At 68.2% G+C, this 15413-nt stretch carries 14 protein-coding genes; 3 read left to right on the top strand and 11 right to left on the bottom strand.

Annotated features, from left to right (window positions below):
- Positions 1–3 precede the first annotated feature (3 nt).
- Genes AOZ06_RS25090 through AOZ06_RS25075 form a run of 4 tightly spaced genes read right to left on the bottom strand, consistent with a single transcriptional unit; the run spans position 4 to position 4430 of the window.
- The gene (locus AOZ06_RS25090; protein WP_054291642.1) at positions 4–1881 is read right to left on the bottom strand and encodes an anthranilate synthase family protein; all 1878 of its coding nucleotides are present in this window, start codon (positions 1879–1881) and stop codon (positions 4–6) included.
- Positions 1878–2501, bottom strand: coding sequence for an isochorismatase family protein (locus AOZ06_RS25085; RefSeq protein ID WP_054291641.1), 624 nt, complete (start codon positions 2499–2501; stop codon positions 1878–1880). Before AOZ06_RS25085 ends, AOZ06_RS25090 begins: the two co-directional genes overlap by 4 nt.
- 23 nt (positions 2502–2524) lie before the next feature.
- The gene (locus AOZ06_RS25080) at positions 2525–3280 is read right to left on the bottom strand and encodes a 2,3-dihydro-2,3-dihydroxybenzoate dehydrogenase (protein ID WP_054291640.1); all 756 of its coding nucleotides are present in this window, start codon (positions 3278–3280) and stop codon (positions 2525–2527) included.
- A 16-nt stretch (positions 3281–3296) separates the two neighbouring features.
- Complete coding sequence (locus AOZ06_RS25075; RefSeq protein WP_417999970.1) at positions 3297–4430, bottom strand: 3-deoxy-7-phosphoheptulonate synthase; 1134 nt, start codon at positions 4428–4430, stop codon at positions 3297–3299.
- Positions 4431–4523: 93 nt separating this feature from the next.
- Between AOZ06_RS25075 and AOZ06_RS54350 the strand changes: the two genes are divergently transcribed.
- Positions 4524–5329, top strand: a protein-coding gene (locus AOZ06_RS54350) for an IS5 family transposase (RefSeq protein ID WP_157233231.1) whose coding sequence is annotated in 2 segments (ribosomal slippage) — positions 4524–4863 and positions 4863–5329 — 807 coding nt in all. Because the reading frame shifts where the segments join, the coding sequence is not laid out codon by codon here.
- Between the two features lie 73 nt (positions 5330–5402).
- Here AOZ06_RS54350 and AOZ06_RS25060 read toward each other — a convergent pair.
- Both AOZ06_RS25060 and AOZ06_RS25055 read right to left on the bottom strand, forming a co-directional pair.
- A complete protein-coding gene (locus tag AOZ06_RS25060; protein WP_054291639.1) occupies positions 5403–7037 on the bottom strand; it encodes a carboxylesterase family protein in 1635 nt (544 codons plus the stop codon).
- 251 nt (positions 7038–7288) lie between these two features.
- Positions 7289–8188 (bottom strand): LLM class flavin-dependent oxidoreductase, encoded by a 900-nt coding sequence (locus AOZ06_RS25055; protein ID WP_054291638.1) that lies wholly within the window; start codon positions 8186–8188, stop codon positions 7289–7291.
- Positions 8189–8470: 282 nt separating this feature from the next.
- On the opposite strand from AOZ06_RS25055, the gene AOZ06_RS25050 reads away from it, so the two are divergent.
- Positions 8471–10249 (top strand): helix-turn-helix domain-containing protein, encoded by a 1779-nt coding sequence (locus tag AOZ06_RS25050; RefSeq protein WP_054291637.1) that lies wholly within the window; start codon positions 8471–8473, stop codon positions 10247–10249.
- Here AOZ06_RS25050 and AOZ06_RS25045 read toward each other — a convergent pair.
- The 3 genes from AOZ06_RS25045 to AOZ06_RS25035 form a co-directional block, all read right to left on the bottom strand.
- Positions 10237–11367, bottom strand: coding sequence for an IS701 family transposase (locus tag AOZ06_RS25045; RefSeq protein ID WP_083471905.1), 1131 nt, complete (start codon positions 11365–11367; stop codon positions 10237–10239). The two genes, AOZ06_RS25050 and AOZ06_RS25045, sit on opposite strands and share 13 nt — an antisense overlap.
- Positions 11368–11688: 321 nt before the next feature.
- Positions 11689–12360: a TetR/AcrR family transcriptional regulator gene (locus tag AOZ06_RS25040; protein ID WP_054291635.1), complete on the bottom strand. Its 672-nt coding sequence runs from the start codon at positions 12358–12360 to the stop codon at positions 11689–11691.
- A 7-nt stretch (positions 12361–12367) separates the two neighbouring features.
- Complete coding sequence (locus tag AOZ06_RS25035) at positions 12368–13672, bottom strand: MFS transporter (RefSeq protein WP_054291634.1); 1305 nt, start codon at positions 13670–13672, stop codon at positions 12368–12370.
- A 414-nt stretch (positions 13673–14086) separates the two neighbouring features.
- Here AOZ06_RS25035 and AOZ06_RS25030 point away from each other — a divergent pair, with 414 nt between their 5' ends.
- Positions 14087–14920 (top strand): HD domain-containing protein, encoded by an 834-nt coding sequence (locus AOZ06_RS25030; protein WP_236952395.1) that lies wholly within the window; start codon positions 14087–14089, stop codon positions 14918–14920.
- A gap of 50 nt (positions 14921–14970) precedes the next feature.
- Here AOZ06_RS25030 and AOZ06_RS25025 read toward each other — a convergent pair whose 3' ends face one another.
- On the bottom strand, positions 14971–15207 hold the full coding sequence (locus tag AOZ06_RS25025; protein ID WP_054291633.1) for a hypothetical protein: 237 nt from the start codon (positions 15205–15207) through the stop codon (positions 14971–14973).
- Positions 15204–15326: a hypothetical protein gene (locus tag AOZ06_RS61315; RefSeq protein WP_257721483.1), complete on the bottom strand. Its 123-nt coding sequence runs from the start codon at positions 15324–15326 to the stop codon at positions 15204–15206. Before AOZ06_RS61315 ends, AOZ06_RS25025 begins: the two co-directional genes overlap by 4 nt.
- Positions 15327–15413 lie beyond the last annotated feature (87 nt).

Genomic DNA, 15413 nt, shown 5'->3' with positions numbered 1-15413 from the left:
TGGTCACAGGTTCAGCACTTCCGAGACGCGATCGCCCAGGATGCGGACACCGTCCTGGGTGAGCACCGATTCGGCGTGGAACTGCAAAGAGGCGAAGAACGGGCCACGCAGCGCGTGCACCTCACCGGACTCGACGTCCCGGCTCACCTCCACCACGCCGATCCCGGCGCACTCGACCTTGTCCTCCGCGCTGCGGGCGGCGAAGGTGTTGTAGAACCCGACGAGTTCGCGCCTGCCGAACAGCTCGATCCGCTTCTGCAGGCCCTGGTTGGGCACGTCCCTGCGACGCACGTCGAACCCGAGTCGCAGGCTGAGCACCTGGTGGCTGAGGCAGACCGCGAGGAACGGCAGGCGCCGCGCGAGCAGCGTGCCGATGTCCTTGCGCAGGCCGATGATCTTCGCGTGGCCGGTGTCCCTCGGGTCGCCCGGCCCCGGTCCCATCACGACCAGGTCGTAGCCGTCGAAGTCGTGTGGTTCGTCGAACCGCCGCACGGTGACCGACAGTCCCGTGGACCGCAGCTGGTGGTCGAGCATCGAGGTGAACGTGTCCTCCGCGTCGACGATCAGCACCTTTCGGCCCGCCAGGCTCGCCACCGGTGGTGTCCGTGGCCCGTCCTCGGCTTGCCAGAACCGTGCGATGGTCGCGTTGCGCTCCGCCAGCGCGGCCCGGACGCTCGGGTGCTCGGCGAAGCGGGTGGGTCCGTCGGTCTGGATGGCCGCGAGCAACCCGGCCGCCTTCGCCCGGGTCTCGGCCACCTCGGAAACCGGGTCGGAGTGCCGGACCAGGGTGGCACCGACCCCGATCCGCATGCGGCCGGTGCCGTCGATGTCCGCACTGCGGATGAGGATCGACGAGTCCATGGTGACGGCACCGCGATCGTCGTGACCGATGAGCGCGATCACTCCGCTGTAGTAACCCCGTCCCGTCGGCTCGTACCGGGCGATGACCCGGCAGGCGCTTTCCAACGGACTGCCGGTGACCGTCGGCGCGAACATGGTCTCGTGCAGGATCTCGCGCGGATCGCGGTCGCTGCGCCCCTCGATGAAGTACTCGGTGTGCGCGAGGCGGGCCATCTCCTTGAGGTACGGGCCGACCACGCGGCCGCCATCCCGGTCGCAGATCCGGGCCATCATCTTCAGTTCCTCGTCCACGACCATGTACAGCTCGTCGGACTCCTTGCGGTCGGCGAGGAAGTCCAAGACCTCCGGCAGGACCGGCCCGGACGGCGGGTAACGGTACGTGCCGCTGATGGGGTTCATCACGGCCTTGCCGTCGCGGAGGCTGACGTGCCGTTCCGGGGTGGCGCCGACGAACGTACGGGTTCCGGTGTGCACGATGAACGTCCAGTACGCGCCCGACTCCCCCGTCACCAGCCGCCGGAAGATCGACAAGGCGCTGTGCGGCGTGTACCCGGTGATCTCGGCGACATAGGAGCGTTTGATGACGAAGTTGGCACCCTCGCCCGCACCGATCTCGTTGTCGATGATCCGGCGCACGATGTCGGCATAGGCGTCGTCGTCGACGTCGAAACCGCCACCTGCCAGCGTGACGGGCTCGTTCGGCAGGCGCCTCAGCGCATGGCCGAGCGCGAGCGTGTCCTGGTCGGCCACGGTGAGCGTGATCAGCGGCTCCCCGTCGTCGGCACACGCGTAACCGCGTTCGGTGATCTGCCGGTACGGCACGATCAGCAGCACGTCGTGTCCCGCGGCGGACGAGCGCCACGGCACCACCACGTCCGTCGTGCTGTCCACAGCGGACACGTCGCCGACGATGACCTCCAGCACCGAGCCGCCGGTCGCCTCCGGGCGGTGCAGCAGCGCGAAGGCGGGCGGGTCCGGCGCCAGGACCCGGTCGAGCAGGTCGAGCGTCGGCGTGGTCACGACAGCACCTCCTTCGTGGTGGTCACGACCGCGCACCGCTCCGCGGCGTAGTCGACGGCGAGCCGGTGGTACCGCGCGGAGAAGTCCGCGACGGCGTCGGCCACGAGGAAGGTCTGGATGTCGTTGGTGAACGCCTCGACCGCGGTCACCAGCACGCCGACGTGCGCGTACACACCGCAGACGATGAGCTGGTCGCGGCCGTGCTCACGCATCCGCTCCAGCAGGTCCGACCGGAAGAACGCGCTGTAGCGCCACTTGGTCGACACCCAGTCGTCCGGGCCGGGCGCGAGCTCGTCGACCACCTGGCGGTCGGCCGGCGCCACCCGCATACCCGGCCCCCAGAAGTCCTTGAGCAGACCGCGTTGCTCGTCGGTCATGCCGCCGGGCTGCGCGGTGTACGCCACCGGGATGCCCAGCGCCACGCATCGTTCCCGCAGTTCCGCGATGTTCGAGATCAGCCCGTCCCGCATGTCATCGGGGAACGGCCGGACGAAGAAGCGCTGCATGTCGTGCACCAGCAGCACCGCGCGGTCGGGCTCGGCCGTCCAGCGGGCGGTGTTCGGCGGCAGGTCGCCCGCCGCGGGCATCGGGTACGGCTCGATTTCCGGAATTCCTGTCATGACCATCCTTTGTGGATCGAGACTCAGCCGCCGAGTGTCGCGCCACCGTCGACCGTCATGGCGTGCATCGTGATGTGCGCTGCCTGGTCGGACAGGAGGAAGACCACCGCGTCGGCGATGTCGGCGGGCCTGGCGATCTTGCCGAGCGGGATGCCGAGCCGGTAGGCGCCGAGACTGCCCTCGACCGTGGTCCTCGGGCCGGTCTCGTCGTGCCACATCGAACTGAGCATCGGTGTGTCGGTCGAACCGGGCGCCACCAGGTTGCAGCGGATCCCGTCCCTGGCGACCTCGAGCCCGAGGCACTTGGTGAACATCGTCGCGGCGGCCTTGGACGCCGCGTACGCGGACATGCTCATCCGTGGGGTGCTCGCAGCGTTGGACGCCACGGTCACGATCGCCCCGCGCTGGCGCTGCGTCATGCGGTTGACCACTGCGCGGGACATGTGGAAGACGCCGGTCGTGTTGACCGCGAAGGTGTCGTGCCAGTCGGCGTCGGTGAGTTTCCTCGCCTCGCCCATGCGCAGCACGCCCGCGGCGTTGACCAGGTAGTCCACCGGCCCGAGCGCGTGCTCGACGGCTTCCACAGTGGACTCCACGGACTCGGCGCTGGTGACGTCGGCCGGAAACGCCTCGACGCCCGCACCGGCCGCGGTTTCCCGCAGCGTGACCTCGTTGCGGTCCACCGCTGCCACCACGACTCCCCGCGTGCGCAGCGCGTGGACCACCGCGGCACCGATGCCACCGGCCGCGCCGGTGACGATGGCGACCTTGTTCTGCATCTCGTCGAACCTCCCGTCAGCCCAACCAGGCCATGACCACGGTCAACGCCTGGTGCGGGTTGAGCCGCGGATCGCACAGGCTGGTGTACTTGTCGCCCGCGCGATCCATCTGGGCCGCGTTCCGGACGCACTCGGTGACGTCGTCGGGCGTGGTCTCCAGGTGCAGCCCGCCCGCGACGCCGCCGGATGACCGGACCGCGTGCTGGAACTGGCGCACCTCGCTCGTGATCGTGTGCAGGAAACGGGTCTTGAGCCCCTGCGGGCTCAGAACTGTGTTGCCGTGCATGGGGTCGGTGAGCCAGATGACGGGGTGTCCCGCCGCGCGGACGGCCGCGACGAGCGGTGGCAGCAGGTTGGCGACGCTCTGCGCCCCCATCCGTGCGATGAGGGTCAGCCGACCGGGCTCGCGTGCCGGGTCCAGTTTCTCGCACAAGGCCAGCAGTTCGTCACGTGTCATGCTGGGACCGACCTTGCAGGCCACCGGGTTGGCGACCTCCGCGAGCAACGCGACGTGGGCGCCGTCCACCTGCCTGGTCCGGTCACCGATCCACGGCCAGTGCGTGGAGGTGAGCACCACCCTGCCCTGCTCGTCGGGACGCAGCATCGGGATCTCGTAGTCGAGCAGCAGTGCCTCGTGACTGGTCCACACCGGTGTGCCGAGTCCCGACCGCACCACGTCCGAGGACCAGCCCAGGTGGGTGAGGACGTCCCTGGCCGCCTCGTACCCCAGGAGCATCCGCTCCGGATCGGGACGGCGCAGGTCCGGGTCGGGCTCCGGGCTGTTGACCATGTGGCCGCGGTAGACCGGCAGCTCCACGCCGCCGACCCGTTCGGTGGGACTGGACCGGGGCTTGGCGAACTGGCCCGCCATCCGGCCGACACGCACCACGGGCCGGTGCGTGGCCATCGTCATCGCGCCGGCCAGCATGTCGACGAGGCCCGCCTTGCGCGCCACGTAGCTCGGGGTGCACTCGGCGAGGTCCTCGGCGCAGTCACCGGCCTGCACCACGTTGGCCTCCCCCGCGGCGACTCTGGCCAGCAGGGAACGGAATGTGCGCACGTCGTCGGCGTTCACCAGTGCGGGGAAGGCCGTGAGCCGGTCTCGTACGCGCCGGACCGCCGCGTGGTCCTCCCACGACGGTTGTTGCAGGACCGGTCGCTGTTGGATATCGCTTAGAGACCAGTTCAGAATGAGATGGCGTGTCGGCTTGGCTGATGCGGCTTGGTGCTCCACGATCGCCGGATGGGTGAGGAGGCGGTCCTGACCGACGAGCTGTGGACGCGCCTGCAGCCGTTGATTCCAGCGCGTGCACGGCGGTTTCGCCATCCCGGCCGCAAGCGCGCCGACGACCGGGCCGCACTGGAGGGCATTCTGTACGTGGTGCGAACCGGAATCGGCTGGAACCGGCTGCCCACAGCCTTGTTCGATGCCTCGGGTGCTACCTGTTGGCGGCGGTTGACCGAATGGCACGACGCCGGGGTCTGGCAGCGACTTCACGAGTTGGTGCTCGCCGAGCTTCGCGCTGCGGGCCTGCTGGACCTCTCGGCCGCCTTGGTGGACTCCACGCACTTGCGGGCGCTCAAAGGGGGGACCACACCGGGCCGAGTCCGGTCGATCGACGCAAGCCTGGCTCGAAGCACCACCTGATCACTGACACACACGGCACTCCGCTCGCGGTCACGCTCACCGGCGGGCACCGCAACGACGTCACCCAGTTGATCCCACTGATCGAGGCGATTCCGCCTATTCGAGGCGTGGTCGGCAAACCACGACGACGACCAGTGCGGCTCTATGCCGATCGCGGCTACGACCACGACAAGTACCGCCGCTTGGTGCGTGACCGGGGCATCATCCCGGTCATTGCCCGTCGAGGCGCCGAGCACGGCTCCGGCCTGGGAAAGGTCCGCTGGCCGGTAGAGCGAACATTTGCCTGGCTCAAAGGCTTCCGGCGATTGCGCATCCGCACCGAACGCCGAGCCGATGTCCACGAAGCCATCCTCAGCCTTGCCTGCTCCGTCATCTGCCTACGAAAAATCATTCTGAACTGATCCCTTAGGACGTCGACCACTGGGTGTCTCCAAAGGATCGGCTGAGCGACGAACACTCCGGGCGGACGCGAGGTCAGGTCCGGGGAACCCAGCCCGCGTCGTCCCAGTACCGGAGTTGGCGCAGCTTCGGGGTTTCGGCGACGCGGGCCACCGCGTCACCGCCGAGGATCATCGTGTTGTGCCGGTCGGTCGTGAAGGCCGGCCAGGCGGGCGCCGCGGCAGCGCGCGGAACGCCGGTGTGGGCGAAACTGGCGACGAAGTCGACGAACGTGTCCGACACCGTTCGCTCGAGCGGGCCGTCGCCGAACTTCGCCCGGTTCTCGGGCAGCCCGTGGGTCCCGAACAGGAACTTCGAAGTGGCCTCGTGCGGGGTGCCCGCGAACGGCGGGCGTACCGGGTGCGCGAACTCCATCAGGTACAGCGGGGCGTGCCGCCGCCGCACGTGACGTTCGGCGAGGCGAACGATCTGGTATCGGAACAGACCGTCGCCCCACACCTCGGTCCAGATCGACAACGGGGTACCGGGAAGGCCATCGGCCGCGGCGGCGGCACGGTAGGCCGCGACGCAGTCGTTGACCTGCGCGTCGGTGACCTGCGCGGCGCCCTTGGCCAGGAACTCGCGCACGCGCACCTTCAGCTCGGCGTCGGTGGTCGGCACCGGCCTCGGATCCGGTTGCGGGGAGTCGGAATCGGTGTAGAAGGACCCTTCCGTGCTGGTGTGGATGCTCAGCACCGGAATGGCCGGGGTCTGCGACTCGTAGTCGTATCCGGGCAGCCACCGGCCGTCCCGGATCGGGCCGCGGTACTCACGGCCGCTGGCCACCAGGCGTGTGGTCGGATCACCGCCGAAGATCGTGTCCCATGCCTGCTGCAGCTTGGCCGCCGCAACGTCCCGCAGACCGCGCACGGTCGTGCCGAACTGGCGCGCCATGGCTTCGTAGACAACGCGGGAGTCCGCCGGGGTCAACGTGTTCGCGGGATTCCACACGTGGCACGCGCTGATCGGCACGATCCGCCGCAGTATCCCGTTCAGCTCGGGCAGCAGGCTGAGCTGCCAGGTGCTCGCGCCTCCCGCGGAGGTGCCCACCAGCGTGATGTTCGACGGGTCACCGCCGAACACGGGGGCGTTTTCCTTGACCCACTTCAGAAGTGCGACCTGGTCCTGCAGCCCCCAGTTGCCGCGTGAGCCGGTCCGGTCGTCGGTCAGGTCGTCGTGCTCACCCCAGCCGAACGGTCCGAGGCGGTAGTTGAAGTTGACCACGACCACGTCCCCGCGCTCGGAAAGCTTGGCACCGTCGTAGGTCGGCAGGCTGCCCGCGCCCAATTTCCAGCCGCCGCCGTGGATGTACACCAGGACTGGGCGGGAGCCGCGCGTGTCAGGCGTCCAGATGTTGGCGTACAGACCGTCTTCACTGCTGCCGGGCAGAACTGCTTGGAACGAGGGCGGTGCGAACTTCGTGGCGTCGCGCACGCCGTCCCAGTGCACGGGAGGCCGAGGCGAGGCGAAACGCAAAGCACCAACCGGCGGCTGGGCGAAGGGCACTCCGCGGAACACGGCCAGCCGTCCGGCACGCGCACCGGCGACCCGGCCCGCACTGGTGCACACCACTACTTTTTCCGGTTCACCGGAACGCGCCATTGCCACGTCAGGCAGGGCCGCAGCCGAAAGCGCGGCGGCGGTGCCGCCGAGAAACGTGCGTCGCTGCATAAGAATGCATCCCCTTCTCTCAGGACACATTCTTGTGACAGCGCGGCTGGGGATTCGAGCAACGACCCGACTGTCAGTCAGGTCAGGAAATCTACGTCAGGTCACATCGGGAAGCGATGTACATTAGAACACACCTGACGAATCCGCTTTCGTCAAGACGGGAACAGAAACGGCGTGATCGTCCACAATAGAAAGCTCCGGCGCCGCGCCGGCGCCGGAGTTCGCGGGGGTGAGAATTGTCCGTTATGCGCTCATCGCACCTGGCCGGCCAGTGCGCGGGCGGCGGGCACGACCTCGCGGGCGAACAGTTCGATCTGCTTGACGTTCTGCCGCTCCGGCCAGAAGACGAAGCTCCGGAAGGGCTGTTCGGTGGCCAGGCGCGCGATCAGCCGCGCCCACTGGTCGGGAGTACCGCGCACCGGAGCCGCGCCGGTGCGCGCCTCCGCGTCGCCTTCGGTTTCGGTGATCGTGCCGACGAGCTGGGACATGCGCAGCACGTCCTCGGGTCGCCGGCCGGCGGCACGCGCCGCCTCGTCGATGACGCTGTTCGCCTCCGCCCACTTCTCGTAGTGCAGGTACGACGGGATCGGCGCGGCCCAACCGTCGGCCATCCTGCCGGTCAGGCGCAACGAACGCGGTCCCTGCGCACCGACCCAGATACTGATCGGGTGCGCCGGCACGGGCCCGGATGACGTGCCGTCGAGCGTGTAGTACTTGCCCCGCACCCGAACTGATCTGTCGGGCATCCACAGGGCGCGCAGGATCTGGATGGCTTCTTCCAACGCGTCGAGCGCTTGCCTGGCGCCGAGCCGCTCGACACCCATACCGGTGATGGCGTCCCACACGCCACCAGCGCCGATACCGAGTTCGAATCGGCCGCCGGACAACAGGTCCAGGCTCGTCGAAGCCTTGGCGAGCATCGCGGGCGGGCGCAGCGGCAAGGTGAGCACGTCGGGGAAGAAACGCAGCCGGGTCGTCCGGGCCAGCATGGTGGCGATCAGACTGAAAGTGTCCACAAAGGTTGGTACATACGGGTGGTCCTGGACACCGACGAGGTCGAGTCCGCCTTCCTCGGCCGCACCCACCAGGTCGTCGTGTGCCGCGAAATCGATGGAGGGGGTCAGTGAGAATCCGAACTGCAGATCTACCATAACCCCTTGTACCATAAGGAAGTTGTCAAATTCCAGCAGCCGGCCGCCCGCGTGGCACAGCTTTGCCGATCCTCGCGGGCTCCGCGACGCCCGCGAGCACCCCGTCACGGGTTCACACCCCTCATTGCACCGGTGCCCCGGCAACAATTACACTCCGACGCGGTAAGCGAAATCACGGATCGCCATCGGGTTCGTTGGGGGACAGGACCCGGCGCCGCCCGACGAGCCGTGTTCCACTGTGGACTTCCATGCTCCCCCACGCAGGCGTGAGGATGGAGCACGGTGACTGACGTCGAGAAACGGTTGGCACGGCACCGGCAGCGGGAGTCGGGGATGGCCGCCCTGCTGGACATCGTGCGCGAGGTGTCGATGTACTCGGACGTCGACTCCCTGCTCAAGGCACTGACCCGGCGGGCGCGGTTGCTGATCGACATGGACATGTGTTTCGTCTCCCTGTTCGACGAGCACGGAGACGCCCGGGTGCGTGCCGCGAACGGGAACATCTCGAAGCAGAGCGTCGGAATCCAATTGGCCCGCAACGCCACCGCGCCCGGCGACGACCACCACGGCCCGGTCTGGACCGCGGACCACTCAGCCGAGGAGCGCTTCGCACACGGCGCGATCATCGACGTGGTCAGGCACGAAGGCCTGCGCGCGGTGCTGGCGGCACCGCTGACGAACGGTACGCGGGCGGTCGGGACCTTGCACGTGGCCGACCGCGACGTCCGCCGGTTCACCGCGGACGAGATCTCGCTGATGACCGCGCTCGGCGACCTCGCGGGCCCGGTCGTGGCGCGGATCCAGCTGCTGCAAGAAGCCGACGACACCGTCATCGCGCTGAGGAACCGTCTCTCCCAGGCCGAATCCACGGTGAGCGCGTTGCGGGAGCTGAACGACAACCGGAGCAAGCTGGTCGACCTGGTGCTCGACGGCGGCGACTTGCACGCGCTGGCCGAGGAGGCGAGCGGACTGTTCGACGGCGCGGTGCGGATCCTCGCCGTGGACGACACGGTACTGGCCACCACCGGGAAGATGCCGGCGGAGGAGGAACGGCTGTCACCGTTGGACACAATGGACGCACACGCCACGGGTGCGCCGGTCCTGCTCGACGGCGGCCTGTGGGCCGTGCCGATCCTCGCGGGTGACGAGGACCTCGGCACGCTGACACTGTGCCCCCGGCTCACGCCGAGCGAGCACGACAAGGCGCGGATGCGCGCCGTGGCCCAGACGGCGGCGGTTCTGCTGCGGGGCAATCGGATCACCGGGATCGACAACCGGGCACGGGAGAAGCTGTTCGACGAGTTCCTCAGCGACCCGGCCCGCTCGCCGCACCTGCTCGAACGGCGAGCCAGCCGGCTCGGCATCCACCTCGACACCCCGCACATCGTCATCATGGTCGGTACCGAGGAGATCGGCAGGGGCCGCGCCGAGTACTGGTCGTCTTCCTACACCTACCGGAAGAACGGGCTCAGGAGCATCCGCGACGACCGCGTCGCGCTCCTGGTGCCCGGCACGGACCCGAACGCCGTCGCCGACGAGGTGCTCGCCGAGCTGTCCCGATTACAGGGCCACCCGGTGACAGCGTCGATCTCGCGGCCGGTGTCGAGCGCCGGAGCGATCGCCCAGGCCTACCAGGAGGCATCCCGTTACCTCGACGCGATGGCCGCGCTCGGTGTCACCGGCGGCGCGGCCTTCGCCAGCGAACTGGGCTTCCTCGGTGTCCTCCTCTCGGACAACCACGACGTCGACGGGTTCGTCAGCGGCACGATCGGCCCGGTCCTCGACTACGACCGGGAGCGCAACACCGAGCTCGTCCGGACGCTGGAGGCCTACTTCAACACGGGGAGCAGTCCCACCTACGCGGCCGAGAAGCTGCACGTCCACCCGAACACCGTGACCCGGCGGCTGGACCGGATCAGCGAGTTGCTCGGCCCGGACTGGCAGAAACCGGAACGGGCGCTGGACATCCAGGTGGCGCTGCGGGTGTCGCGGATCAGGCACGTGCTGCGCGACCGGCGCAACCCATCCACTATGGACACAGTGGGCGATCAGGACACGTAGCTGGTCCACCGCTGGGTCTTCATCCGCTGCTGGGTGATCGCGACGTGCGCGGCGGAGGCGAGCGTGACGTGCCGGTGCCAGCCGGTGTAGGTACGGCCGGCGTAGTCCCGGATGCCCACCTGCTCGGCCACCGCGAGGAAGTCCGTGTCGACGCGGTCGGTGAGCCGGGTGAGCCGGACCAGCGCCGACGGCGGCGCGGAGGTCATGTCGGTCAGCCAGATCTGAGCCGGCCAGTTCTGCCCGATCTCACCGGTCCCCATCAGTGTCAGGTCCGCGGTTTCCTTTGCCTGGTAGGCGGTTCGAACCCGGACGGTCGCGGCCAGGGTGGTGCTCGACAGCGCGCCGCGGTCGGCCAGCAGCACCGGCCGCCGGATGTCCTTCGCCGCCGCCATGATCTGGTGGATCGACATCGCCCGTCCGACGTGCCCGGGTAAAGCGCGGTCGGTGACGGTCACCTGGGTGGAACGGCAGCACCTGGCCAGCAGCGGCATCCCGGTGCCGCGGAAGCGCTCGACGGCTTCGGGCCCGTCGATGTCACGGGCGTCGAGAACCACGGGCAGGTGCGGCAGTTCGCGGCGCACCACCGTGTCCATCAGTGCCTCGAACGCGCATTCCATCGAGGACTCCGCTTGCACGTGGTCAGGGATGAGCGCCCGCTGCCGGACCCCGTCGGCCAGCCAGGCCTCCGAGAGCCGCAGCCGCCAGTTGACCGGGTTGCCGACCTCGTCCGACGCGGCCCAGACCCCCACTGCCTGCTGCGCGTTCAGCACCCGGCCGAAAGCCGGGAAGAAGTCCTTGTAGACGCCGACACACCGCTCGCCCGACTTCGGAATGATCATCGAACGGACGACCCATGCCTGCGGCGGCGCGGAACGCACCGCGTACCGCGCCAGTTCGTGGCGCACCGGCACCCAGTCCCACGTGGACTCACCGATGAAGTGCTGCAGGCTCTGCTCCGTTGCCTGGTCGCCGAGCAGCGTCGCGATGTTGCGGACGGTCTTGCGCCCGTGCGCACCCAACAGCCCACGCAGATACTGAACGCCCTTCAGTCGCTGGTCGCTGCGCGGCAGCGACCAGAACAACGCCGAGGCCACTTCGTTGAGAACGACGTTGTCCATTCTTGCCGACACAACCGTAGGTGTCGGCCTGCTTAGTTCTCCCAGATATGGCATACCACTCCCCCATCTTGGTTGCATTCAAGGACTGCACTTCCATCTTGCGTGACAATCGAGAGCCTGCCTAGGTGAGCAGAGCACCACACTACATTCCGCAGTGGTGACTGACCCACCACTTTGCGATGCCACAACATAATCACAACATGCCGCCAGTACAATGTACGACAATGCCCCGAAGATGGCGTTGATCAGCCGGAACGGCGCTTTGGAAACTTACGGCGAACAGCCGGTATCACCATTATGAAAGAGCGGGATGACTTTGCGTCACCGTTCACCAATACGCATGTAGTGGTTTAGGAAGACGTCGACTCCGTCGGTGATCGACTTTTCGAGTTCGGCGTCGACGACGTCGTAATCGGGCATGAAGGTCTGCAGCAGCTGCGGCGGTGAAAGCGTGAGACCGATCAGCTGCCGCATTGCGCGTTGCGTGTCCGGAATGTCGAGAACGCCCCGGTCGTGCAACTCCGCGAACGCCTCGACGAGATGGCTGTCCATCATTTCGTTCGTGATGCGGTACCAGAAACGACCCAGCTGCGGGAACCGGCCGACCTCCGCGATCACCAGGCGGCGCAGCGAAGCGAAGTCCTCGCGCAGCACCCGGCGCGCCCATGACACCATGAAGTCGACCAGCGCGGCTCGCAGGTCCGGCGCCTGCGTGAGTCTCGTGCTCCGCGGGTCCACGCCGGAGTACACCTGCGACAACGCGCCACCGACGACGGCGAGGAACAGTCGTTCCTTGTTGCCGAAGTGGTTGTAGATGGTCGGCTTGGAGACCCCGGCCCGGCGAGCGATCTCGTCCATGGACGCCGCCGCGTAGCCCTCGTGCATGAACTCGGCCGAAGCCGCGTCGAAGATGGCCTTCCGCTTGCGTCCGGAGGCACTCACGGGGTCCGCGATGATCGGGATCCCGTTCTCGTCGACGTCCATCACGGCCATGGCTCTGTCAAACCGTTTCGTTTTGACGTGTCATCACAGCACCGGCTCTGCTGAGCGCCGTGATCACGATTGGGAACAGCATCAACATACTCAACGCGTGTGCCAGCCCGATCACGGGTGCGAACGTGGCCAGCACGGCCGGCCCGACAACACTGCCGAACTGGAAGGCGAGGTTGAACAAGGCGATCGCCTGCGTCCGTGACGTGTCCGGCACTGTCGCCGTGGCCGCCGCGGCCAGCACTCCCTGCCCGGCCGCGGACGCGAACGAGGCGATCGCGGCGCCGACAAGCAGCGCCGGAACGCTCGCGAGGAGGCCCGCGATACCCGCGGCACCAGCAGCGGCACCCGCCAGGATCAGCACCGACCGCCGCGAGCCGAGCCGTACGGTGACCGGTGACATTCCCCAGGACAGGGCCGCGCCGAGCAGCATCGGCACGACGAGCACGGCGCCGATCTCACTTCTCGTCCAGTCGGTCTGCGCGGCGAGCAGTTGCGGCACCGCGTAGATGAGCGCGAAGTTGATCGTCGCCGCGCTCAGCACGAACGCCGAGGAGAGAACGAACCGCCGGTCACCGCGGACCGCCGCGGGCAGGAACCCGTCGGGTCTTGCTCGCGTCCAAGGCACGAGGACAGCCAGTGCGGCGACGCCGACGGCAGCGCCGAGCAGGACCAGCGACGTGGGCACACCACCGGCCGGGCCCTGGAGGACGATGAAGATCCCGGTCACCACGAGCATGAACGCTCCGGCGCCGGTCGCGTCGAACCGGCCAGCCGCCGAGCCGGTACGGCCCTCGGCGTAGCGGACCGCCGCCGGGGCGGCGATCAGGCATAACGCAGGCAACGCCAGCGCGACACGCCAGGACAGCGAGTCCGTCAACGCCGAACCCAGCAGCGGTCCCGCGGCGCCGGACACACCAAGGCTCGCCGTGATCGCGCCGAGCGTGTACTGACGCAGCCGTGGCTCGGCGATGTCCCGCGCGATGCCCACCGACAGCACGACCATGGCGCCCGCGCCGACGGACAAGAACATCCGGCCCGCCGTGATGACCAACAGGGGCGTACCGAACAGGATCAAGACGACACCTATCACGTGCGCGGTGACGCCGAACGCGAGAGCCGCGCGGCGGCCCAGTTTGCGGACCACCGCAGCGACGAGCGGCATGCTCACCGCCATGCCCCAGCCGTAGACCGTCAGCAGCCACGTTGCCGCACCGGTCGTGGTGCCCAGGTCACCGGCGATGGTGGGCAGAAGCAGGCTCGTCGCAGAGATCCCCAGGGAGGCGGGGAGTGTCAGCAAGCTGAGGACCACCATCACGCCGACTACCCTACACCGTTTAGTTAAAAGTGCCACACTAAACGGTATGGTTTACTTCGCCGGCTGGCGTATCTCCAGGTCACCTGGTATAGGACGACGTCGCTCAGCGCCGCGGCGGCCGGGTCTCGTCAGGCGGCCCCGCCCTCGTGATGTGCCTCGGGTTCGGCGAAGTCGCCGGAGCAGGAGAAGAGTCACAGCCGACGATTCGGTGCTTCTCGCTTTGCCCGCGCCATCGGCCATTGCCGCACATCATGTCGTGCGGCCGAGGTCGCGGTGTGCGGCCGGATCCATCCGATAGGAGGTTGCCCGCGACACTGGCCAGACGAAACGATTCCACCTCGCCGGGAGCGTTGCGGCCCTGGGCAACGGTGATGCGTGGGCGTGCGGACGTCGCGGGAAAGGGTGGGTGAGGTGCTGACGACCGTGTCGGCGACAACGCGAGGCCAGGAGAACGAGAAGGTCCGACGCCTGGAATCGCGACTCGTCCGGGAACACGACAGCGTGCCACCAAGCCTGCTACACGAGTGGATCGAGCGAGCGCATGCCCGGTTCGCCACTGCTCCCGTGCAGGACTTCGTCCCCTTGCTCGTGGAACGCGCGGTGCGCGGTTTCGCGCGTGACTTCGCCATCGACTCGCCGAAGGCGTCGGCAGCGTGCCCGTCGAACTGGGCCCACAACACGGCCAGGCGGTTGCTCGCCCGACCCCTGCCCCAGCGATGGGCGCACACCTGCGGTGTGGCGCGCAGAGCCGAGCAGGTGGCGCGAATCCTGATGCCCGAGGACCTCGATACCCTCGTCTCCGCAGCGTGGTTGCACGACATCGGGTACGCCCCCGGCGTCGCCGACACGGGATTGCACTCGCTGGACGGCGCGCGGTACCTGCTCCGGGTCGGCGTCTCCCGGCAGGTGTGCGGCCTGGTAGCCCACCATTCCGGTGCGGCGGCGGTCGCCGAGCAAGTCGGGCTGGCCGACGAACTCGCGGAGTTCGAAGACGTCCCCGGACATCTGAAGGACGCGCTGTGGTACAGCGACATGATGACCGGCCCGGATGGCCGGCCGACCACATTGGACACCCGGCTCGCCGAGATCCGTCGCCGGCGAGGCCCCGACGATCCAGTGGTGCGCGCTCTCGCGGTCAATGTCAACGAGCGCCGCGCTGCCGTCCGACGCGTCCACCGGCTCCTACGCCGGACACAGCCGACGAAACACAGCAGCGGTACCCGTGTGGGTGGCATGAGCGCGTAAGGGCGGACACTGTCGCGGGACTCACCAGTGTCAGACGACTACGCCATCCGTCATCCCGTGTGGCACAACAGCACCACATCGTCGAGCTTGTCCTGCGAATCGGCGCTGCCGAACTGGGGTACCTGGACCCATTGCCTGGCCGCACCGGCGCAGAAGCTGTATTTCTCGGACTCGACTTGGGCCTTGCGGGCGGCAGTCGCCGCGTCGGCGATCTTGGTGATCCAGTCGGCTCGCTTCTGCTGCGCATCGGCCAGTCGAGCTTCGGTGCTGTCGATCTCACTGGTCACGCCGGTGAGTTCCGCGGAGACTTTGCCGTGTCACCGCGTTCAAGCACCCACAGCGTGCCGGACACTCCCGCGGCCAGGAAGAACAGCACGGCCACGAACGGGATGACCAGTCGCTTCATCGTCCACACCCTTCTGCCATCTGCTGGCGGTCGGCCTGAGTCACGGCCGCCGAGGGGAGGCCGCGAGCGCCTGGGCGCTTCAGCGCA

Origin of the sequence: Kibdelosporangium phytohabitans (assembly GCF_001302585.1) — a bacterium.
GTDB classification, from domain to species: Bacteria; Actinomycetota; Actinomycetes; order Mycobacteriales; family Pseudonocardiaceae; genus Kibdelosporangium; species Kibdelosporangium phytohabitans.
This window is presented reverse-complemented; position numbering and strand designations above follow the sequence as displayed.

Excerpts from the sequence above, each read along its gene's own strand:
- AOZ06_RS25085 (WP_054291641.1), bottom strand. The coding sequence starts at position 2,501 with ATGACAGGAATTCCGGAAATCGAGCCGTACCCGATGCCCGCGGCGGGC.
- AOZ06_RS25080 (WP_054291640.1), bottom strand. The coding sequence starts at position 3,280 with ATGCAGAACAAGGTCGCCATCGTCACCGGCGCGGCCGGTGGCATCGGT.
- AOZ06_RS25060 (WP_054291639.1), bottom strand. The coding sequence starts at position 7,037 with ATGCAGCGACGCACGTTTCTCGGCGGCACCGCCGCCGCGCTTTCGGCT.
- AOZ06_RS25055 (WP_054291638.1), bottom strand. The coding sequence starts at position 8,188 with ATGGTAGATCTGCAGTTCGGATTCTCACTGACCCCCTCCATCGATTTC.
- AOZ06_RS25045 (WP_083471905.1), bottom strand. The coding sequence starts at position 11,367 with ATGGACAACGTCGTTCTCAACGAAGTGGCCTCGGCGTTGTTCTGGTCG.
- AOZ06_RS25040 (WP_054291635.1), bottom strand. The coding sequence starts at position 12,360 with ATGGCCGTGATGGACGTCGACGAGAACGGGATCCCGATCATCGCGGAC.
- AOZ06_RS25035 (WP_054291634.1), bottom strand. The coding sequence starts at position 13,672 with ATGGTGGTCCTCAGCTTGCTGACACTCCCCGCCTCCCTGGGGATCTCT.
- AOZ06_RS61315 (WP_257721483.1), bottom strand. The coding sequence starts at position 15,326 with ATGAAGCGACTGGTCATCCCGTTCGTGGCCGTGCTGTTCTTCCTGGCC.